15 protein-coding genes and 5 tRNA genes are annotated in these 20788 nt (G+C 66.9%); 1 reads left to right on the top strand and 19 read right to left on the bottom strand.

Features of this window, described 5'->3' with window-relative positions; translation table 11 throughout:
* Positions 1 to 41 precede the first annotated feature (41 nt).
* Complete coding sequence (gene merR / locus ACWHMB_RS17275) at positions 42 to 449, top strand: Hg(II)-responsive transcriptional regulator (protein ID WP_045785222.1); 408 nt, start codon at positions 42 to 44, stop codon at positions 447 to 449.
* Positions 450 to 722: 273 nt separating this feature from the next.
* Here merR and ACWHMB_RS17280 read toward each other — a convergent pair.
* From ACWHMB_RS17280 to ACWHMB_RS17370, 19 genes are all read right to left on the bottom strand, one after another.
* A tRNA-Phe gene (locus ACWHMB_RS17280) sits at positions 723 to 798 on the bottom strand.
* Positions 799 to 832: 34 nt separating this feature from the next.
* Entirely contained in the window at positions 833 to 1558 is a 726-nt protein-coding gene (locus ACWHMB_RS17285; protein ID WP_377479451.1) for a response regulator, read from the bottom strand.
* A gap of 27 nt (positions 1559 to 1585) precedes the next feature.
* A complete protein-coding gene (locus tag ACWHMB_RS17290; protein ID WP_377479448.1) occupies positions 1586 to 3916 on the bottom strand; it encodes a sensor histidine kinase in 2331 nt (776 codons plus the stop codon).
* Positions 3913 to 4539 carry a DUF4390 domain-containing protein gene (locus tag ACWHMB_RS17295; protein WP_377479445.1) on the bottom strand — a complete coding sequence of 209 codons (627 nt, stop codon included), beginning with the start codon at positions 4537 to 4539 and terminating at the stop codon, positions 3913 to 3915. The genes ACWHMB_RS17290 and ACWHMB_RS17295 overlap by 4 nt, the downstream gene beginning before the upstream one ends.
* Before the next feature lie 136 nt (positions 4540 to 4675).
* Positions 4676 to 6022 carry a 16S rRNA (cytosine(967)-C(5))-methyltransferase RsmB gene (rsmB, locus tag ACWHMB_RS17300; protein WP_377479443.1) on the bottom strand — a complete coding sequence of 449 codons (1347 nt, stop codon included), beginning with the start codon at positions 6020 to 6022 and terminating at the stop codon, positions 4676 to 4678.
* Entirely contained in the window at positions 6019 to 6615 is a 597-nt protein-coding gene (locus tag ACWHMB_RS17305; protein ID WP_377479440.1) for a LemA family protein, read from the bottom strand. Before ACWHMB_RS17305 ends, rsmB begins: the two co-directional genes overlap by 4 nt.
* A gap of 81 nt (positions 6616 to 6696) precedes the next feature.
* Positions 6697 to 10926, bottom strand: coding sequence for a DNA-directed RNA polymerase subunit beta' (gene rpoC / locus ACWHMB_RS17310; RefSeq protein WP_377479437.1), 4230 nt, complete (start codon positions 10924 to 10926; stop codon positions 6697 to 6699).
* A gap of 111 nt (positions 10927 to 11037) precedes the next feature.
* Positions 11038 to 15150, bottom strand: coding sequence for a DNA-directed RNA polymerase subunit beta (rpoB, locus tag ACWHMB_RS17315; RefSeq protein ID WP_377516437.1), 4113 nt, complete (start codon positions 15148 to 15150; stop codon positions 11038 to 11040).
* Positions 15151 to 15513: 363 nt separating this feature from the next.
* Entirely contained in the window at positions 15514 to 15891 is a 378-nt protein-coding gene (gene rplL / locus ACWHMB_RS17320) for a 50S ribosomal protein L7/L12 (RefSeq protein ID WP_293225219.1), read from the bottom strand.
* A 44-nt stretch (positions 15892 to 15935) separates the two neighbouring features.
* The gene (rplJ, locus tag ACWHMB_RS17325; RefSeq protein ID WP_377479431.1) at positions 15936 to 16442 is read right to left on the bottom strand and encodes a 50S ribosomal protein L10; all 507 of its coding nucleotides are present in this window, start codon (positions 16440 to 16442) and stop codon (positions 15936 to 15938) included.
* A gap of 266 nt (positions 16443 to 16708) precedes the next feature.
* Entirely contained in the window at positions 16709 to 17404 is a 696-nt protein-coding gene (gene rplA / locus ACWHMB_RS17330) for a 50S ribosomal protein L1 (protein ID WP_377479428.1), read from the bottom strand.
* On the bottom strand, positions 17405 to 17836 hold the full coding sequence (gene rplK, locus ACWHMB_RS17335) for a 50S ribosomal protein L11 (RefSeq protein WP_377479425.1): 432 nt from the start codon (positions 17834 to 17836) through the stop codon (positions 17405 to 17407).
* A 116-nt stretch (positions 17837 to 17952) separates the two neighbouring features.
* A complete protein-coding gene (gene nusG / locus ACWHMB_RS17340; RefSeq protein ID WP_377479422.1) occupies positions 17953 to 18519 on the bottom strand; it encodes a transcription termination/antitermination protein NusG in 567 nt (188 codons plus the stop codon).
* Between the two features lie 11 nt (positions 18520 to 18530).
* A complete protein-coding gene (gene secE / locus ACWHMB_RS17345) occupies positions 18531 to 18914 on the bottom strand; it encodes a preprotein translocase subunit SecE (protein ID WP_377479418.1) in 384 nt (127 codons plus the stop codon).
* Positions 18915 to 19027: 113 nt separating this feature from the next.
* Positions 19028 to 19103, bottom strand: a tRNA-Trp gene (locus ACWHMB_RS17350).
* 15 nt (positions 19104 to 19118) lie between these two features.
* Positions 19119 to 20309: an elongation factor Tu gene (tuf, locus tag ACWHMB_RS17355; RefSeq protein WP_377516472.1), complete on the bottom strand. Its 1191-nt coding sequence runs from the start codon at positions 20307 to 20309 to the stop codon at positions 19119 to 19121.
* Positions 20310 to 20383: 74 nt separating this feature from the next.
* Positions 20384 to 20458, bottom strand: a tRNA-Thr gene (locus tag ACWHMB_RS17360).
* A 36-nt stretch (positions 20459 to 20494) separates the two neighbouring features.
* Positions 20495 to 20568 (bottom strand) — tRNA-Gly (locus ACWHMB_RS17365).
* Positions 20569 to 20662: 94 nt separating this feature from the next.
* Positions 20663 to 20748 (bottom strand) — tRNA-Tyr (locus tag ACWHMB_RS17370).
* Positions 20749 to 20788 lie beyond the last annotated feature (40 nt).

Here is a 20788-nt window from a genome sequence, read left to right on the forward strand (position 1 = left end):
GCGTAAGCTTACTTCCGTACTTAAGTACGGAGTCAAGCGCCATGAACGAACTACCCGAAACCCTGACCATCGGTGTGCTGGCCGAGGCCGCCGGGGTCAACGTCGAAACGATCCGCTTCTACCAGCGCAAGGGTTTGATGCAGGAGCCCGACCGCCCGCTGGGCGGCATCCGCCGCTATGGCGAGACGGATCGGGGGCGCGTGCGCTTCATCAAGTCCGCTCAGCGCCTAGGCTTCAGCCTCGACGAGATCGGGGATTTGCTCAAGCTCGAGGATGGGTCGCATTGCACCGAGGCTCGCGAGCAGGCAGAGCACAAACTAGCAGACGTGCGCGCCCGGCTTGCCGATCTGCAAAGGATTGAGGGTGCGCTGCAGGGCCTTGTCGAGCGCTGCTGCGCGACGAGCGGGCAGGTGCAGTGTCCGCTGATCGCGGCGTTGCAGGCGGCGTGAACATCCAGGCCGGTTGCTCTGCGTTCTCGGTCGCCGTCTCCTGAGCAGACGAAAACCGCAACCGCCTGCTCTCAAACCCGCGAAAACAGTGGACTTGGGCACTTGGACGGTCAAGAGGCCAACAGAGAACGGAGAGAGAAAACCGGCGATGTCGAGGCCGAAAGTCGGCGGCCCGGCAAGGGCGCGCTCAAGAGGCAGGTGTCCGGAACCGCGCCAACAATGGCGTTTCGGGCAGAAAAAAGCCCAACCGATAAGGGTTGGGCTTTGAGTAAATGGTGGCCTGGGGCGGAATCGAACCACCGACACAAGGATTTTCAGTCCTCTGCTCTACCAACTGAGCTACCGGGCCGTGAAGCGCGAGATTATAGCGAAGAATTTTGCGCTCACGTGGCCGCCTGGCTGCTCTTGCGGCCGCGGGCGAGGTCGACCCCGAGCTGCTTGAGCTTGCGGTACAGGTGGGTTCGCTCCAGGCCGGTCTTTTCGGCCACGCGCGTCATCGAGCCGCCTTCCTTGGCCAGGTGAAATTCGAAGTACGCCTTCTCGAACGCGTCGCGCGCCTCGCGCAGCGGCTGGTCGAGCTCGAAGCTGCGCTGCGCCTGCGGCGTCAGGTCGAGGCCGGCGGGCGGCAGCTGGCCGCCGCCGGTCATGGCGGCTTCGACGGTCAGTTCCACCTCCGTGGCGGCAACCGCGCTGGGCGCGCGCGCGCCATCGCGCGCGGTGGCGGCCGGGCTTGGGGCCGCCGGTTGCGAGCGCGCCAGCGCCTGCTCGACCGCCTTGAGCAGCTTTTGCAGGGTGATGGGTTTTTCGAGAAACGCGTGCGCGCCGATGCGCGTGGCCTCGACGGCGGTCTCGATGGTGGCGTGGCCGCTCATCATGATGACGGGCATGGTCAGCAGGCCGGCGCCGCGCCACTCCTTAAGCAGCGTGACGCCGTCGGTGTCGGGCATCCAGATGTCGAGCAGGACCAGGTCGGGGCAGGCGTTTTGCCGCGCGGCCCGCGCCTGGGCGGCGTTCTCGGCCAGTTCGACGGTGTGACCCTCGTCATTGAGGATCTCCGACAGGAGATCCCGAATGCCCAGTTCGTCGTCAACCACCAGAATGTTGGCCATGAGAAAGCGCTTGTCCTTTGTGTGAAGTCAGCCTGCCGCGTGGCTTGTCTCCGAGGATTCGGGGGCGGGCTCGAACGTCAATGATACTTGGGCACCGGCGACGTGCCCATCGACGATGCGATTGGACACATCCACGCGCGCGCCGTGTTCCTCGGCGATCTTCTTGACCACCGCCAGGCCCAGGCCGGTGCCCTTGGCCTTGGTGGTCACATAGGGCTCGAAGGCGCGCTTGAGGATGGCATCGGGAAAACCGTGACCATGGTCGATGACCGACAGGCGCACGCGCTGCGCGCTGTCCGACCACCGGGTGCGGATGACGACGCCCGCGCCTGTCGCCGCGGCCTGCGCCGCGTCGGGCGCGGGCGAGGCGTCGAGCGCGTTTTGCACCAGGTTGTGGATGACCTGGCGCAGCTGCTGCGCATCGCCCAGGATGGGCGGGCAGGCATCGTCGCGCTCGAAGCGCACCGGCACCACGGCGCCATGGCCAGGGCCGTCCAGGTGGGCACCGTACAGATGCAGCACCTCGGCCACCAACTCGTTCAGATCCAGGGGCTTGAGCTGAGCCGTGGGCAGGCGGGCGTAGTCGCGAAACTCGTTGACCAGGCGCTTCATCGCATCGACCTGGTCGACGATGGTGTGCACCGACTTGAGCAGCAGCGCGCGATCGGTGTCGGGCAGCTTGTCGGCCAGCCGCCGCTCCAGCCGCTCGGCCGACAGCTGGATGGGCGTGAGCGGGTTCTTGATTTCGTGCGCCAGGCGCCGCGCCACCTCGCCCCAGGCCTGGGTGCGCTGGGCCGACACGATCTCGGAGATGTCGTCGAACACCAGCAGGCGCAGGCCGCCCGGCAGGGCCGCGCCGCGCGCCACCAGCGACACGGCCTCGGCGTTGGCCCCCTCGGTGGCGCCATGCAGCTCGAAGGCGTGCTGCCAGTGATCGGGGCCGTGCTCGATGCGGGCGGCCTCGAACTGGTCGAACTGCGCCTGCACGTCACGGCCGAAGGCCTCCAGCTTGGGCAGCGCGGCCAGCGGGTGGCCGACGCCGGCCGCCAGGGGTGCCCGCAGGATGCGCGTGGCGCCCGGGTTGGCCGACTGCACGATGCCGGCCGCGTCGAGCACGATGACGCCCGCCGTCAGGTTGTCCAAAATGGTCTGCAGATTGGCGCGCGCGGTCTCCACCTCGCGCATGCTGGTGTCCACCGCCGTGCGGGCATCGGCCAGCTGGCGCGTCATGTCGGCAAACGAGCGCGTCAGGCCCACCAGCTCGTCGCGCCCGGCCAGGATGACCTTGGGCCGCAAATCGCCCGCGGCCACCTGGCGCACACCGTCGGCCAGCATCAGCAGGGGCGTGGCCAGCTGCTGCCCCAGCAGCACCGCCAGCAGCACGGCGCCGAACACGGCCAGGAACAGCGCCAGCGTCAGGGTGCCGATGTACATGCGGCGCAAGCCCTGGCGGCCCAGCGCACGCTCCTGGTATTCGCGGTTGGCCTCCTGCACGGCGAGGGCGTTTTCAACCAGCACGCTGGGCAGCGGCTGCACCGCCTCGACCAGGCGCGCCTCGTCGGTCAGGCCCAGCGAGCGGCCGCCCACCACCACCAGGGCGCGAATGCGCGCCTCGGGTGGCGCGCTGCCGGCCGCACGCGGCACGGCGGCCTCGTCCAGGCCTTCGATCTGCGTGGCCACGCCTTGGGCGCGCACGTTGCGCAGCAGCTGCGCCGAAGGCTTGGTGGGCGACAGATCGAAGCGCGACAGCCCGGCACTGGCGATCAACCGCCCCGAGCTGCTCCACAGGTTGGCGTCGGTGGCGCCGATCTGCGCGCGCAGCCGCTCCAGCGGCAGCGCCGCCGCGGCGTCGGGCGTGTCGGCCAGCAGCGTCGCGGCGCCGCGCAGCTGGTTGCCGAACTCGCGCGCCTGCGTCTCCAGCGAACTGCGCGCCAGGGTCAGGCCCGATTCAAGCGCGCCCTCGACCTTGACGTCGAACCAGGTCTCGATCGAGCGCGACACGAACTGGTAGGACACGCCGTAGATCAGCAGCCCCGGCAGCACGCCCACCAGGCCGAAGATGGCCGCCAGCTTGATCAGCAGGCGGCTGCCGAACTTGCCGCGCCGCAGCCGCGACAGCAGGCGATAGACGCCCCACAGGATGACCAGCGCCAGCACCGCCGCCGCCGCGATGTTGACCCACAGCAGGCGGGTGAAGTAGCGCTCGTACAGCAGGCGATTGTTGGTGGCCTGCACCAGCAGAAAGACCAGCACCAGCCCGCCCACCAGCATGGTGACGGCGGCCAGGCGCAGCGTCCAGCGCGTGACCCTGCCCTGCCCGGGCAGCTCCAGGTCGAACTCGCTCCTGGGCGCCGTCATGGGCTGCGCTCCAGCTCCAGTGGCTGACGCCGCTCGAGCGCGAGGTGCCAGTCCGACTGGCGCAGCCCGCCCAGCTGGAAGGTGCGCGGCAACTGGCTGGCGTCCAGCCGAAACTGAAATTGCAGCAGCTGCGCGCCACCGCCCGCCAGCTGCTCGGCGCTGGCGATCTTCCAGCCCGCGATGCGCTGCACGGCAGCCATCACCTCGGCCAGCGAGTCGTACTGCTGCGACAGGCCCAAACCCAGCTCGGCGTCGTTGATGGGCTCGCTGGAGGTGTTGAGGCGCCAGTGGCGCGTGAGCGGCTGGTAGGCCACGCGCGTGTAGCGCGCGGCCTGCGCCAGTTCCTGGTCGAACCAGTACCAGCGCTCGCGCAACACCCGGGCCTCGGCCACGAAGTGCACCGGAATGCCCTTGAGCAGGGCGTCCTGCACCGAAGCGGCCAGTTCGAAGCTGAGCTCGGCATACAGCAGCACCTCGTCGTCGCTGCGCTCGACGCGCAGCGACTGCACGCCCGGTGCTGCCGCCCAAGCCGCGCCGCCCATGCCGCCCAGCCCGGCGCACAGCAGCGCGGCCAGCGCGCGCCGGCGGGCCCGCGCCTCAGAGCTTGAGAGTTTTTTGAACATGGTCGAGGGGCGTGCCAAATCGGCTGCGATCTAGGCGCAAAGCGCAGCCATAGCGCGGGCTATGGCGAGCATCTGCAACCACGAGCGCGGCCGATTGGGCGCGAACAGCGGGCATGAGCAAAAGGCTCTCAAGCTCTCAGGCGGCAGGCTTGTGCAGCAGGGCATAGAAGAATCCATCTTCATCGTGCCTGCCATTGTCGCCAAGCTCGGCGCCCGTTCCCGGCAGCAATGGCAACAAATGGCCCGGCGCGGGCCGCTGGCGCGCGTCGGTGTTGCGTGCGGCAAACGCCGCGATGCGCTCGGCACCCTCCGCGCGAAACACCGAGCAGGTGCAGTACAGCAGGCGGCCGCCCGGCGCCAGCAGCGGCCACAAGGCCTGCAGCAGGCGGTCCTGCGCGGCAGCCAGCTGGGCGATGTCGCTGGCGCGGCGCAGCCAGCGCACGTCCGGGTGGCGGCGCACGATGCCCGAGGCGCTGCACGGCGCGTCCAGCAAGATGGCGTCGAAGGGCACGCCGTCCCACCAGGCCCCAGGATCGCCCGCGTCGGCCACCCGCACCTGCGCCTGCAGGCCCAGGCGCTGCAGGTTCTGGTCGATGCGCCGGCTGCGCTCGGCGTTCAGCTCCAGCGCCGTCACCTGCGCGTGCGGCGCCAGCTCCAGCAGATGGGCGGTCTTGCCGCCGGGGGCAGCACAGGCGTCGAGCACGCGCAGGGGCTGCGCGCCCAGGCCGTCCAGCAGCAAGTGGGCGGCACGTTGCGCCGTGGCCGACTGCACCGACACCAGGCCTTCGGCAAAGCCGGGCAGCTCGTGCACCGGGTGCGGCGATGCAAGCCGCAGGGCCGCGCCACCCAAGGGCATGGCCGCGATGCCGCGCTGCGCCAGTTGCTCGCCATAGGCCGTCACATCGCTGCGCCGCACGTTGACCCGCAGGTCCATCGACGCCGGCCGCTGGTTGACCGCCAGCAGGGCGGCCCAGTGTTCGGGGTCGTCGGCCTGCAGGCGCTCGATCCACCACACCGGGTGGTTCCACCGCGCCACCGGATCGTCCGCCAGCGCGGCCAGCAACCCGTCGGCGTCGCGCCGGAACTGGCGCAGGCAGGCGTTGATGAAGGCCGCCTGGCGGCGCAGCGTCGGCTCGCGCTTGGCCGCTTCCACGGCCTGATCGACCACGGTGAAGGCCGGGTAGGCCTGCGCGCAGCCCGGCAGCAGCAGGACGAGCGCACTGCACAGCAGCGCATCGGCCAGCGGCGTCGGCCGGCGCGGCGCGAGGCGGCCGCGCAGCGCCTGCGCCGTGCCCCAGTGGCGCAGCACCTCGAAGCTGAGCGCCTGGGCACCCGCACGCAGGCCGGGCGGCACTTCGTCCAGCAAGCGCGTCAGCGACTGGCCCGCGCCCACGCCCTCGATCAGGCGCGCCAGCAACTGCAACTGCCGCCACAGCGGCGGCGCCTCCCGCGCCGTGCCGTCACGGGGCGCGGGCGCACTCACGCGGGGCCGTCCTCGAGCAGCGGCAGCCCCTGCGCCGCGCGAAAGCCGCACAGGCGCGCCATCAGGGCGGCCGGAAACTGCCCGATGGCCGCGTTGTAGCGCTGCACCGCGGCGTTGAACGCCGCCACCAGCGGCTGCTCCTGCTGGCGCAGGCGCTCCCACTGCGCCAGCACCGGCGTGGCGTCGATGGCCACGTGGGATGCCCAGTCCTGCACCGGAATGCTGGCCCAGGCCGCGTCCAGCGCCGCATGGGCCAGCACCAGGCGCCCCACGGCGTCGGCGTCGGCCGGCCGCGCGCGCACCGGCGCCAGCGCCAGCGCCCACTGCTCGCTGGCCGCGCCCAGGCGCGCCCACGAGGGTGGCTCGGGTGTGGACGCGGCATCCGCGCCATCGGTGGCCTCGGCGCCGGCCGCCCCGTCACCCGGCTTCAGCGCCTCGCCCATCCACGCCAGCCGCTCGTTGAAGCGTGCATCCAGCGGCGCAAAGGCGGTGCCGATGGCGGCGCGCAGGCGCACCAGGCGGTTGTAGGCGCCCACCGCCCAGAACAGCGCCAGGGCGGCCAGGGCGATGGCGATCACCAATCCGTCGGACATGGGCAGGATTTTGAATTCATATGAAAAGACGCCCTGGCACGCCCATGGAGCGTGCGCAGGGCGCTATGCTTTCAAAAGCAATCAGGCCGCCGAAGCGCCTTCGTCGGGCGACGCGGAGGCCGCCGCCGCCTCGGTGGCTTCGGCCAGTTCGGCCGCCTCCGCCTCGGCGATGGCACGGCGCTCGGCCTCGTCCATCTGGTCCTTGGCCTTGCGCGCCTGGTGGTAGGCCAGGCCGGTGCCGGCCGGGATCAGGCGGCCGACGATGACGTTCTCCTTCAGGCCACGCAGCTCGTCGCGCTTGCCCATGATGGCCGCCTCGGTGAGCACGCGCGTGGTCTCCTGGAACGACGCCGCCGAGATGAAGCTGTCGGTGGACAGCGATGCCTTGGTGATGCCCAGCAGGATGTTGGAGTAGGTGGCGGCGATCTTGCCGTCGCGCTGCAGCGCCTCGTTGGTGTTGAGGATCTCCGAGCGCTCGACCTGCTCACCGGCGATGTAGCTGGACTCGCCCGGGTTCTCGACCACGACGCGGCGCAGCATCTGGCGCACGATGACCTCGATGTGCTTGTCGTTGATCTTCACACCCTGCAGGCGGTACACATCCTGCACCTCGTCGACGATGTAGCGCGCCAGCTCTTCCATACCCAGCAGGCGCAGGATGTCCTGCGGGTCGGCCGGGCCGTCGACGATGGACTCGCCCTTGTTGACCACCTGGCCCTCGTGCACCAGCAGGTTCTTCTCCTTGGGGATCAGCTCTTCCCAGATCTTGCCGTCCGGGTCGGTGATCTGCAGGCGGATCTTGCCCTTGGTCTCCTTGCCGAACGAGATGGTGCCGGTCTGCTCGGCCAGCACGCCCTTGTCCTTGGGCGAGCGGGCCTCGAACAGCTCGGCCACGCGCGGCAGACCGCCGGTGATGTCGCGCGTCTTCTGGCCTTCGACCGGAATGCGCGCCAGCACCTCGCCGGGGCCCACGTCCTGGCCGTCCTGCACCTGAATCAGCGCGCCGACCTGGAAGCCGATGGTCACCGCATGGTCGGTGCCGGGAATCTTGACCTCGTTGCCGGTGGCGTCGATCAGCTTGACCTGCGGACGGACGATCTTGGCCGAGCCGCGGCGCTTCGGGTCGATCACCACCAGGGTGGACAGGCCCGTGACCTCGTCCACCTGCTTGGCCACCGTCAGGCCTTCCTCGACGTTCTCGAACTTGACGCGGCCGGCGTACTCGGTGATCACCGGGCGCGTCAGCGGGTCCCAGTTGGCCAGGATGGTGCCGGCCTTGATGGTCTGGTCGGCCTTCACGGTCAGCGTGGCGCCATAGGGCACCTTGTGGCGCTCGCGCTCGCGGCCGTGCTCGTCGTGGATCGTGATCTCGCCCGAGCGGGAGATGACCACCAGCTCGCCGCGCGTGTTGGTCACGTAGCGCATGGTGGCGTTGAAGCCGATCGCGCCGCTGGACTTGGCCTCGACGTTGGAGGCCACGGCCGCGCGCGAGGCCGCACCACCGATGTGGAAGGTGCGCATGGTCAGCTGCGTGCCGGGCTCGCCGATCGACTGCGCGGCAATCACGCCCACCGCCTCGCCGGTGTTGACCAGGCCGCCGCGGCCCAGGTCACGTCCGTAGCATTTGGCGCACAGGCCGAAGCGGGTGTCGCAGGTCAGCGCGGTGCGCACGCGCACCTCGTCGATGCCGGCGGCTTCCAGCTCGTCGATCGCGTCCTCGTCCAGCATCTGGCCGGCCTGGATGACCACCTCGCGGGTTTCGGGGCTGACCAGGTCCTCGGCCGCCGTGCGGCCCAGGATGCGCTCGCGCAGCGACTCGATCACCTCGCCGCCCTCGACCACCGCGCGCATCAGCGAGCCGTTGCTGGTGCCGCAATCGACGTCGGTGACCACCAAGTCCTGCGTCACGTCGACCAGGCGGCGCGTGAGGTAGCCCGAGTTGGCCGTCTTCAGCGCCGTGTCGGCCAGGCCCTTGCGGGCGCCGTGCGTGGAGATGAAGTACTGCAGCACGTTCAGGCCTTCGCGGAAGTTGGCCGTGATGGGCGTCTCGATGATCGAGCCGTCGGGCTTGGCCATCAGGCCGCGCATGCCGGCCAGCTGGCGGATCTGCGCCGCGGAGCCGCGCGCGCCGGAGTCGGCCATCATGTAGATGGAGTTGAAGGACTCCTGGTCGACCTCCTTGCCGTGGCGGTCGGTGGTCTTTTGCTTGGCCAGCTGGGCCATCATGACCTTGGAGACCTCGTCGCCGGCCTTGCCCCAGATGTCCACCACCTTGTTGTAGCGCTCGCCGGCGGTGACCAGGCCCGAGACGTACTGCTGCTCGATCTCTTTGACTTCCTTCTCGGCGCGCTCGATGATGGCGGGCTTTTCCCCCGGCACCAGCATGTCCTCGATGGCGATCGAGATGCCGGCGCGCGTGGCCAGGCGGAAGCCGTTTTGCAGCAGCTTGTCGGCGAACACCACGGTGTCCTTCAGGCCGCACTTGCGGAAGCTGGCGTTGATCAGGCGCGAGATTTCCTTCTTCTTGAGCGCCTTGTTCATCAGCGCGAAGGGCAGGCCCTTGGGCAGGATCTCGGACAGCAGCGCGCGGCCCACGGTGGTGTCCACCAGCGAGGTCGAGGCGACCAGCTCGCCACTGGCCTTGTCGCGCGTCCACTCGGTCATGCGCACGGCGACCTTGGCCGTCAGCTCGACCACGCCGCCGTCCAGCGCGCGTTGCACCTCGCCGACGTCGGAGAAGATCAGGCCCTCGCCCTTGCCGTTGATGCGCTCGCGCGTGGTGTAGTACAGGCCCAGCACCACGTCCTGCGAGGGCACGATGGAGGGCTCGCCCGAGGCCGGAAATAGCACGTTGTTGGAGGCCAGCATCAGCGTGCGGGCTTCCATCTGCGCCTCGACCGACAGCGGCACGTGCACGGCCATCTGGTCGCCGTCGAAGTCGGCGTTGAAGGCGGCGCACACCAGCGGGTGCAGCTGGATCGCCTTGCCTTCGATCAGGATCGGCTCGAAGGCCTGGATGCCCAGGCGGTGCAGCGTGGGGGCGCGGTTGAGCATCACCGGGTGCTCGGTGATGACCTCTTCCAGGATGTCCCACACCACCGGCGTGCCGGATTCGACCTCTTTCTTGGCGGCCTTGATGGTGGTGGCGATGCCCATGGCCTCCAGGCGCGCGAAGATGAAGGGCTTGAACAGCTCCAGCGCCATCAGCTTGGGCAGGCCGCACTGGTGCAGCTTGAGCGTGGGGCCCACGGTGATGACCGAGCGGCCCGAGTAGTCGACGCGCTTGCCCAGCAGGTTCTGGCGGAAGCGCCCGCTCTTGCCCTTGATCATGTCGGCCAGGGACTTGAGCGCACGCTTGTTGGCGCCCGTCATCGCCTTGCCGCGGCGGCCGTTGTCCAGCAGGCTGTCCACGGCCTCCTGCAGCATGCGCTTTTCGTTGCGCGCGATGATCTCCGGCGCCTTCAGCTCCAGCAGGCGGCGCAGGCGCGAGTTGCGGTTGATGACGCGGCGGTACAGGTCGTTCAGGTCCGACGTGGCGAAGCGCCCGCCGTCCAGCGGCACCAGCGGACGCAGGTCGGGCGGCAGCACCGGCAGCACCTGCAGCACCATCCACTCGGGCTTGATGCCCGACTTGCGGAAGGCCTCCAGCACCTTCAGGCGCTTGGCGTTTTTCTTGACCTTGACCTCGGAGCCGGTCAGGTCGCCGCGCAGCTTCTCGATCTCGATGTCGAGGTCGATGCCCTGCAGCAGTTCCTTGATGCCCTCGGCGCCCATGTGCGCGACGAACTCGTCGCCGTATTCCTTGCGCTTGGCGTCGTAGTCGTCCTCGCTCATGATGCCGAACTTCTTCAGCGGCGTCATGCCGGGGTCGGTGACCACGTAGGCCTCGAAGTACAGCACGCGCTCGATGTCGCGCAGCGTCATGTCCAGCACCAGGCCGAGACGGCTGGGCAGCGACTTCAGGAACCAGATGTGGGCGCAGGGCGCGGCCAGGTCGATGTGGCCCATGCGCTCGCGGCGCACCTTGGTCTGGGTGACTTCGACGCCGCACTTCTCGCAGATCACGCCGCGGTGCTTCAGGCGCTTGTACTTGCCGCACAGGCACTCGTAGTCCTTGATGGGGCCGAAGATCTTGGCGCAGAACAGGCCGTCGCGCTCGGGCTTGAAGGTGCGGTAGTTGATGGTCTCGGGCTTCTTCACCTCGCCGAAAGACCACGAACGGATCTTCTCGGGCGAAGCCAAGCCGATGCGGATGGCATCGAAATGCTCATCCGGCGTGAATTGCTTGAACAGGTCGAGTAGCGATTTCATGTGACTCTTTCCTTTTCGTCAAATTTCATAGCTGGCCGCGCTTGTCATCACTGGTTTGTAGAATGAAAACACTATGAAAATCTTGCAGAACAAGCGCAGGAAGCTCATTTTTTAAGAGCGCTCCAGCTCGATGTCGAGGCCGAGCGAGCGAATTTCCTTGACCAGCACGTTGAACGACTCGGGCATGCCGGCGTCGATGGAGTGCTCGCCCTTGACGATGGACTCGTACACCTTGGTGCGGCCCTGCACGTCGTCGGACTTGACGGTGAGCATCTCTTGCAGCGTGTAGGCGGCGCCATAGGCCTCCAGTGCCCACACTTCCATCTCGCCGAAGCGCTGGCCGCCGAACTGGGCCTTGCCGCCCAGCGGCTGCTGCGTCACCAGCGAGTACGGGCCGGTCGAGCGCGCGTGCATCTTGTCGTCCACCAGGTGGTGCAGCTTCAGGAAGTGCATGTAGCCCACGGTGGTCGGGCGCTCGAAGGCGTCGCCGGTGCGGCCGTCGTGCAGCCAGGCCTGCGTGCGCGTGGCCGTGAGGCCCTTGAGCTTGGCCACCTCCTCGGGGTAGGCTAGCTTGAGCATGGCGTGGATGTCCTCTTCGGTGGCGCCGTCGAACACCGGCGTGGCAAAGGGCACGCCACCGGTCAGGTTCTCGGCCATCTCCAGCAGCTGATCGTCGCCGATGGACTTGAAGTCCTCCTTGCGGCCCGTGCTGTTGTAGAGCTGCTCCAGATACTGGCGCAGCTTGGCGACGCGGTTCTCGGCCGCCAGCATCTCGTTGATGCGCGCGCCGATGCCCTTGCCGGCCCAGCCCAGGTGCACTTCCAGCACCTGGCCCACGTTCATGCGCGAAGGCACGCCCAGCGGGTTCAGCACGATGTCGGCGGGCGTGCCGTCGGCCATGTAGGGCATGTCCTCGATCGGCACGATCTTGGACACCACGCCCTTGTTGCCGTGGCGGCCGGCCATCTTGTCGCCCGGCTGCAGGCGGCGCTTGACGGCGAGATACACCTTGACCATCTTCAGCACGCCGGCCGGCAGCTCGTCGCCTTGCGTCAGCTTCTTGCGCTTTTCCTCGAAGGCCAGGTCGAAGCTGTGGCGCTGCTGCTCGATCGAGGCCTTGATGCTCTCGACCTGCGCGGCCACGCCATCGTCGGCCGGACGGATGTCGAACCAGTGGTACTTGTCGACCGAGGCCAGGTAGGCCTTGTCGATCTTGGTGCCCTTGGCGATGCGGTTGGGGCCGCCGTTGGCCAGCTTGCCGATCAGCAGCTTCTCGATGCGGTCGAAGGCGTCGGCCTCGACGATGCGCAGCTGGTCGTTCAAGTCCAGCCGGTAGCGCTTGAGCTCATCGTCGATGATCTGCTGCGCGCGCTTGTCGCGCTGGATGCCTTCGCGGGTGAACACCTGCACGTCGATCACCGTGCCCTGCGAGCCCTGGTCCACGCGCAGCGAGGTGTCCTTCACGTCGCTGGCCTTCTCGCCGAAGATGGCGCGCAGCAGCTTTTCTTCCGGCGTCAGCGTGGTTTCGCCCTTGGGCGTGACCTTGCCGACCAGCGTGTCGCCGGGCAGCACCTCAGCGCCGACGTAGATGATGCCGGACTCGTCCAGGCGGTTCAGCTGCTGCTCCGACAGATTGGGAATGTCGCGCGTGATTTCCTCGGCGCCCAGCTTGGTGTCGCGCGCCATCACCACCAGCTCCTCGATGTGGATGCTGGTGTAGCGGTCTTCGGCCACCACGCGCTCGCTGATCAGGATCGAGTCCTCGAAGTTGTAGCCGTTCCAGGGCATGAAGGCGATCAGCATGTTCTGGCCGATGGCGATCTCGCCCAGGTCGGTCGAGGCGCCGTCGGCCACCACGTCGCCCTTGGCCAGCTTGTCGCCGCGCTTGACGATCGGGCGCTGGTGGATGTTGGTGTTCTGGTTGCTGCGCTGGTACTTGATCAGGTTGTAGATGTCCACGCCCACTTCGCCGGCCACCGCCTCGTCGTCGTTGACGCGGATCACGATGCGCGTGGCATCGACGTAGTCCACCACGCCGCCGCGGCGCGCCGTCACCACGGTGCCCGAGTCGACCGCGGCCACGCGCTCGATGCCGGTGCCGACCAGCGGCTTTTCGGGCCGCAGCACGGGCACCGCCTGGCGCGACATGTTGGCGCCCATCAGCGCGCGGTTGGCGTCGTCGTGCTCCAGGAAGGGCACCAGCGAAGCCGCCACCGACACGATCTGCGCCGGCGACACGTCCATGTACTGGATGCGCTCGGCGCCCACCAGCACCGAGTCGCCCTTCTCGCGCGCCGACACCAGGTCGCCCGTCAGGCGCCCGTCCTTGTCCAGCGTGGCGTTGGCCTGCGCGATGATGTACTTGCCTTCCTCGATGGCCGACAGGTAGTCGATGTCCATCGTCACCTTGCCATCGACCACGCGGCGGTACGGCGTCTCGATGAAGCCGTACTCGTTCAGGCGCGCGTACAGCGCCAGCGAGTTGATCAGGCCGATGTTCGGGCCTTCCGGCGTTTCGATCGGGCACACGCGGCCGTAATGCGTGACGTGCACGTCGCGCACCTCGAAGCCGGCGCGCTCGCGCGTCAGGCCGCCCGGGCCCAGGGCCGAGACGCGGCGCTTGTGCGTGATTTCGGCCAGCGGGTTGGTCTGGTCCATGAACTGCGACAGCTGCGAGGCGCCGAAGAACTCCTTGAGCGCGGCTGAAATCGGCTTGCTGTTGATCAGGTCGTGCGGCATCAAGGGCTCTTGCTCGGCCTGCCCCAGGCGCTCCTTCACGGCCTTCTCGATGCGCGCCAGGCCCATGCGGTACTGGTTTTCGGCCAGCTCGCCCACGCAGCGCACGCGGCGGTTGCCCAGGTGGTCGATGTCATCGACCTCGCCGCGGCCGTTGCGCAGCTCGACCAGGATCTTGACCACGGCCAGGATGTCGTCGTTGGACAGCACCATCGGGCCGGTCGACTCCTCGCGACCGACCTTGGCGTTGAACTTCATGCGGCCCACGCGCGACAGGTCGTAGGTGTCCGGGTTGTAGAACAGGCGCTGGAACAGGGCCTGCACCGCGTCCTCGGTCGGCGGCTCGCCAGGGCGCATCATGCGGTAGATGGCCACGCGGGCGGCGAACTCGTCGGCGGTCTCGTCGGCGCGCAGCGTCTGCGAGATGTAGGCGCCCTGGTCGAGCTCGTTGGTGAAGATGCAGGGCAGCTCCTGCACGCCCGCCTCGCGCAGCTTTTTCAGCAGGCCTTCGGTCAGCTCCTCGTTGGCCTTGGCCACGATCTCGCCGGTGTCGCCGTCGACGATGTTCTTGGCCACCACGCGGCCCAGCAGGAAGTCCTCGGGCACGCTGATGTGCGTGGTGCCCGACTGCTCCAGCTCGCGCGTGTGGCGCGCGGTGACGCGCTTGTCCTTGGCGACGATGACCTTGCCCGACTTGTCGGTGATGTCGAAACGCGCCACCTCGCCCTTCAGGCGCTCGGACACGAACTCCATCTGCGCGCCGCTGTCCATCAGGCGGAAGTTGTCGTTGACGAAGAAGTTCGCCAGGATCTGCTCCGGCGTCAGGCCGATGGCCTTGAGCAGGATGGTGACCGGCATCTTGCGGCGGCGGTCGACGCGGAAGAACAGGATGTCCTTGGGATCGAACTCGAAGTCCAGCCACGAGCCGCGGTAGGGAATGATGCGCGCCGAAAACAACAGCTTGCCCGAGCTGTGCGTCTTGCCCTTGTCGTGCTCGAAGAACACGCCCGGCGAGCGGTGCAGCTGGCTGACGATCACGCGCTCGGTGCCGTTGACGATGAACGAGCCCTTGTCGGTCATCAGGGGCACCTCGCCCATGTAGACCTCCTGCTCCTTCACTTCCTTGACCACCTTGGACTGCGAGGTGGAGGACTCGCGGTCGTAGATGATGAGCTGCACGCGCGCGCGCACGGCCGAGGCGAAGGTCAGGCCGCGCGTCTGGCACTCGCGCACGTCGAAGGCTGGCTTGGCCAGGTTGTATTCGATGAACTTCATCTCGACAAAGCCGTTGTGCGAGACGATGGGGAAGGCGGACTCGAACGCGGCCTGCAGACCCTCGTGGGTGCGCTTCTTGGGCGCGGAATCGGCTTGCAGGAAGGCGGTGTAGGCGTCGCGCTGCATCTGCAGCAGGTACGGAACCTCGAGCACGCTGTCGCGGCTGCCAAAGCTCTTGCGGATGCGCTTGCGTTCGGTGAAGGTATAGGCCATGAAATCTCCGGGCGATGAACCAAAAGGTCCTGGATATCAGGCGACTAGGAAAGTCAGGCCCCAAACAGCCTGACGAAAGCTTGGTGGCTGGCCACTACCAGCCGATGGCGGACAGCCGCGCATTGCACGCGGCCCGGACCAAGTGGCCTTCTGCAGTCGGGTTCAGAAGACACTTGCAAGCAGCGCATGCCGCCGCTTGCAGGTGCGCTCTGAAAGCGCAAAAGGCTGGCTCCAACAGCCAGCCCGTAAATCGGGGCTGGAGCGTAGCGAGCGGCGCGAGGTTGGTTCGAGAAGCGCAGCCGTACACAAGCACGGCGAGCATCGCAGGACCAGGATCGCGTCGCGCAGTAGCTCCAGACCGATTTACTTGAGTTCGACCTTGGCGCCGGCGTCTTCCAGCTTCTTCTTGGCCGCCTCGGCATCCGCCTTCGGCAGGCCTTCCTTGACGGGCTTCGGCGCGCCGTCGACCAGGTCCTTGGCTTCCTTCAGGCCCAGGCCGGTGATCTCGCGCACGGCCTTGATGACGGACACCTTGTTGGCGCCGGCTTCCAGCAGTTGCACCGTGAACTCGGTCTTTTCCTCGGCGGCGGCGGCAGCGCCACCGGCACCACCGGCGGCCGGCGCGGCCATGGCCGCGGCGCTCACGCCGAACTTCTCTTCGATGGCTTTCACCAGGTCGTTGAGTTCCATGACCGTCATGCCATCCAGCGCGGTCAGAAATGCGTCTTTGTCAAATGCCATTTTGATTTCCCAATACAGTTAAACGGATCGTTTTGGCGGTGCCCTCAGGCCGCCGCCGCCTCGCCTTCGCCCTTCTTGGCCGCCAGTGCGCCCAGCACCACGGCGGTGCGGGAGATCGGCGACATGAGCAAGCCACACAACTGGGCCAGCAGCACTTCCTTGCTCGGAATGCTGGCCAGCTCCTTCACGCCGTCGGCATCCAGGCTTTTGCCGCCGTAGACGCCCGCGCGAATGACCAGCTTGTCGTTGGTCTTCGCGAAATCGGCCACCACCTTCGCGGCAGCCACGGCGTCTTCGGAGAAGCCATAGATCAGCGGGCCGGACATCTGCTCGCTGATCACTTCGAAGCTGCTGCCGGCCACAGCCCGGCGCGCCAGCGTGTTTTTCAACACGCTCAGGGCGACGCCTTGGCTGCGCGCCGAAGAGCGCAGTTTCGTCATGTCAGCGACCGTGACGCCGCGGTATTCCGCCATCACCAGCGTTTGAGCTTTTGCGGCGAGGTCGGTCACTTCTTTGATGACCGCTTCTTTCTCACTGCGATTCAGACTCAAGGTCTACTCCTTAAAAAGCGTTGCCTGCAACCGATGCCATCGGCACCGGCCCTGGCAACGCACCTTCCAAAGCGACCGACTGTTCAGGAAAATCCTTCTCAGCAGGCTCGCCATCTGCGCTGGCCGCTCTCAAAACGAGAGTCGATTAAGTTCGGCCGAAGCCGACCCGCCAGCGGTCTTGGATGGCCTGCCGCAACCCGAGGGTCGCGGCAGCCCACCACTCCGGCACGCGCGCCGCCAGGCGGTGCGCGCGCCGAAACTCGTCATCAGGCGTTGATGGTCTGGGTATCGACCCGCACGCCCACGCCCATGGTGCTGGACACCGCCACCTTGCGCAGGTACACACCCTTGCTGGTGGCCGGCTTGGCCTTGTTCAGCGCCTCGATCAGCGCCGCCAGGTTGCCCTGCAGCTTGTCGGCCTCGAACGAGCGGCGGCCGATGGTGCCGTGCACGATGCCGGCCTTGTCGACGCGAAACTGCACCTGGCCGGCCTTGGCGTTCTTCACCGCCGTGGCCACGTCGGGCGTCACGGTGCCGACCTTGGGGTTGGGCATCAGGCCGCGCGGGCCCAGGATCTGGCCCAGCGTGCCGACCACGCGCATGGCGTCGGGTGCGGCAATCACCACGTCGAAGGGCATGTCGCCGGCCTTGACCTGGGCGGCCAGGTCGTCCATGCCGACGATGTCGGCGCCGGCGGCCTTGGCCTCTTCGGCCTTGGCACCCTGGGCGAACACCGCCACGCGCTTGGTCTTGCCGGTGCCGTTGGGCAGCACCACGGCGCCGCGCACCACCTGGTCGGACTTCTTGGCGTCGATGCCCAGCTGCACCGCGACGTCGATGGATTCATCGAACTTGGCGGTGGCGTGCTCCTTGACCAGCGCCAGCGCTTCGGTCAGGGCGTACAGCTTGGTCGAATCGACCTTGCCCACCTGGGCCTTTTGCTTCTTGGTCGGCTTGGCCATTTAGACGCCCTCCACCGTGACGCCCATGGAACGGGCGGAACCGGCGATCGTGCGCACGGCGGCGTCCAGATCGGCGGCGGTCATGTCCTTTTGCTTGGTCTTGGCGATCTCTTCGAGCTGGGCGCGCGTGATCTTGCCCACCTTGTCCGAGTTCGGCTTGGCCGAGCCCTTGTCCAGCTTGATGGCCTTCTTGATCAGGGTGGCCGCGGGCGGCGTCTTGATGATGAAGGTGAAGCTCTTGTCCGCGAACGCGGTGATCACCACCGGCAGCGGCAGGCCAGGCTCGACACCCTGGGTCTGGGCGTTGAACGCCTTGCAGAACTCCATGATGTTCAGGCCGCGCTGGCCCAACGCCGGGCCGATCGGTGGGGACGGGTTGGCCTTACCAGCTGGCACTTGCAGCTTGATGAAGCCGACGATCTTCTTCGCCATGCTTTGCTCCTTGCGGGTTCATGCGCGCCACATCGGCGCTCCCCGGGGTTTCGACTCACCAAAAGTGCTATTCGCGCCGAGTCGGCAAGCGCGAAAAGCTATAAATTCAATAGCGATCAGGCCTTTTCGACCTGAGCGAACTCGAGCTCGACGGGCGTGGCGCGACCAAAGATCGTGACCGACACGCGCAGCTTGCTCTTGTCGTAGTTGACTTCCTCGACCGTGCCGTTGAAGTCGGTGAACGGGCCTTCCTTGACGCGCACGTACTCGCCCACCTCGAACTCGACCTTGTGGCGCGGCTTGTCGGTGCCTTCCTGCATCTGGTTGACGATCTTCATCACGTCGTCTTCCGAGATCGGGGCCGGGCGGTTCTTGGCGCCGCCCACGAAGCCGGTCACCTTGTTGGTGTGCTTGACCAGGTGCCAGGTGTCGTCGTCCATGATCATCTCGACCAGGACGTAGCCGGGGAAAAACTTGCGCTCGGTGGTGCGCTTGACGCCGTTCTTGATCTCGACGACTTCCTCGGTCGGCACCAGGATGCGACCGAACTTGGCCTGCATGCCCGCGCGGTTGACGCGCTCGCGGATGTTGCGCTCGACCGCCTTTTCCATGCCCGAATAGGCATGCACCACGTACCAGCGCAGATCGGGGTTGGTGGACGCGCCCGCGCTCATGTCCGTCATCACGTCGCTCGTCATTGCTTCCACCCCAAAATCAGGTCGTACAGCGACCATTGCAGGAACTGGTCGGTCAGCCACATGAACAGCGCCAGAAACACCGTGAAGGCAAACACGAAGGCCGTGGTCTGCAGGGTTTCCTTGCGCGTCGGCCACACGACCTTTTGCATCTCGCGCCAGGAGTCGCGTCCGAACGCGATCAGGCGCCGCCCGGACTCGGAGCTCAGGAAGGCGACCGCCGCCAGGACCAGGCCGACGATCAGGCTGCCCCATTGAACCCAGGCGCCGCGGCTGGACAAGAGGTAGAACGCCGCCACGCCGCCCACGACCAGCAAGCCGGCGGCGGCCAGCTTGGCCTTGTCAGCTCCCGTGCTTACGGTTTCGATTTGCGTGCTTGCCATGTGGGCTGCCGGTTTCCAATACACAAGAGGCTTTCTGGGCCTCGAACTTCATTCACGTCTCAACGCGCAAGCCCGCCGAGGTGGCGGGCTTTGCAAAACCACCCGATGTCAGGTGGCAGGGGCAGTAGGAATCGAACCTACAACCTTCGGTTTTGGAGACCGACGCTCTGCCAATTGAGCTATACCCCTAGAGCCCCGCAACAATCACTCGATGATCTTGGCCACCACGCCGGCGCCCACGGTGCGGCCACCTTCGCGGATGGCAAAGCGCAGGCCTTCTTCCATGGCGATGGGGGCGATCAGCTTGACGGTGATCGACACGTTGTCGCCGGGCATCACCATTTCCTTGTCCTTGGGCAGCTCGATGGAGCCCGTGACGTCGGTGGTGCGGAAGTAGAACTGCGGACGGTAGTTGTTGAAGAACGGCGTGTGACGGCCGCCTTCGTCCTTGGACAGGACATAGACCTCGCCGGTGAAGTGCGTGTGCGGCTTGATGGAGCCGGGCTTGCACAGCACCTGGCCGCGCTCGACGTCTTCGCGCTTGGTGCCGCGCAGCAGGATGCCGACGTTGTCGCCGGCCTGGCCCTGGTCGAGCAGCTTGCGGAACATCTCGACGCCGGTGACGGTGGTCTTTTGGGTGGCCTTGATGCCGACGATTTCGATTTCTTCGCCGACCTTGATGATGCCGCGCTCGACGCGGCCGGTCACCACGGTGCCGCGCCCGGAGATGGAGAACACGTCTTCGACGGGCATCAGGAAGGCGCCGTCGATGGCGCGCTCAGGCGTGGGGATGTAGGTGTCCAGGGCGTCGGCCAGGTTCATGATGGCCACTTCGCCCAGCTCGCCGGTGTCGCCTTCGAGGGCCAGCTTGGCGCTGCCCTTGATGATGGGGGTGTCGTCGCCGGGGAATTCGTACTTGGACAGCAGCTCGCGCACTTCCATCTCGACGAGCTCCAGCAGCTCGGCGTCGTCGACCATGTCGCACTTGTTGAGGAAGACGATGATGTAGGGCACGCCGACCTGGCGGGCCAGCAGGATGTGCTCGCGGGTCTGGGGCATGGGGCCGTCGGCGGCCGAGCACACCAGGATGGCGCCGTCCATCTGAGCGGCGCCGGTGATCATGTTCTTGACGTAGTCGGCGTGGCCGGGGCAGTCGACGTGGGCGTAGTGGCGGGCCGCGGTCTCGTACTCGACGTGCGAGGTGTTGATGGTGATGCCGCGCGCCTTTTCTTCGGGGGCGTTGTCGATCTGGTCGTAGGCCTTGGCCTGGCCGCCAAATTTCTTGGCCAGCACGGTGGCGATGGCCGCCGTCAGGGTGGTCTTGCCGTGATCGACGTGACCAATGGTGCCCACGTTCACGTGCGGCTTGCTGCGCTCGAATTTCTCTTTTGCCATGTCCAAGACTCCGAAAAAATCAACTCAAACTACACACTGGAAGCGGCGACGCATGGCTGCATCACCGCTATGTCTGGTGCCCTTGGTGGGAATCGGACCCACGACCTCTCCCTTACCAAGGGAGTGCTCTACCACTGAGCCACAAGGGCGAATTTCGCTCGACGCACCACGCAAACCAACGGGACTGGAGCGGGAGACGGGAATCGAACCCGCGTCATTAGCTTGGAAGGCTAAGGTTCTACCATTGAACTACTCCCGCGAAGCCACAGCCTCGGCGAAAGCCGTTTCCTCGGCAAATGCCGCTTCCAAGCGCTCGCGTCCACAGGCCTTGTCGCGCTGCGTATTCCTTTCGCTGGTGGAGAGGGCTGGATTCGAACCAGCGTAGGTGTAAACCGGCAGATTTACAGTCTGCTGCCATTAACCACTCGGCCACCTCTCCGGCGAAGAACTCGCAATTATGCCACTGTTTTGAAGCGGCG

The organism is Ottowia pentelensis, from assembly GCF_964341695.1.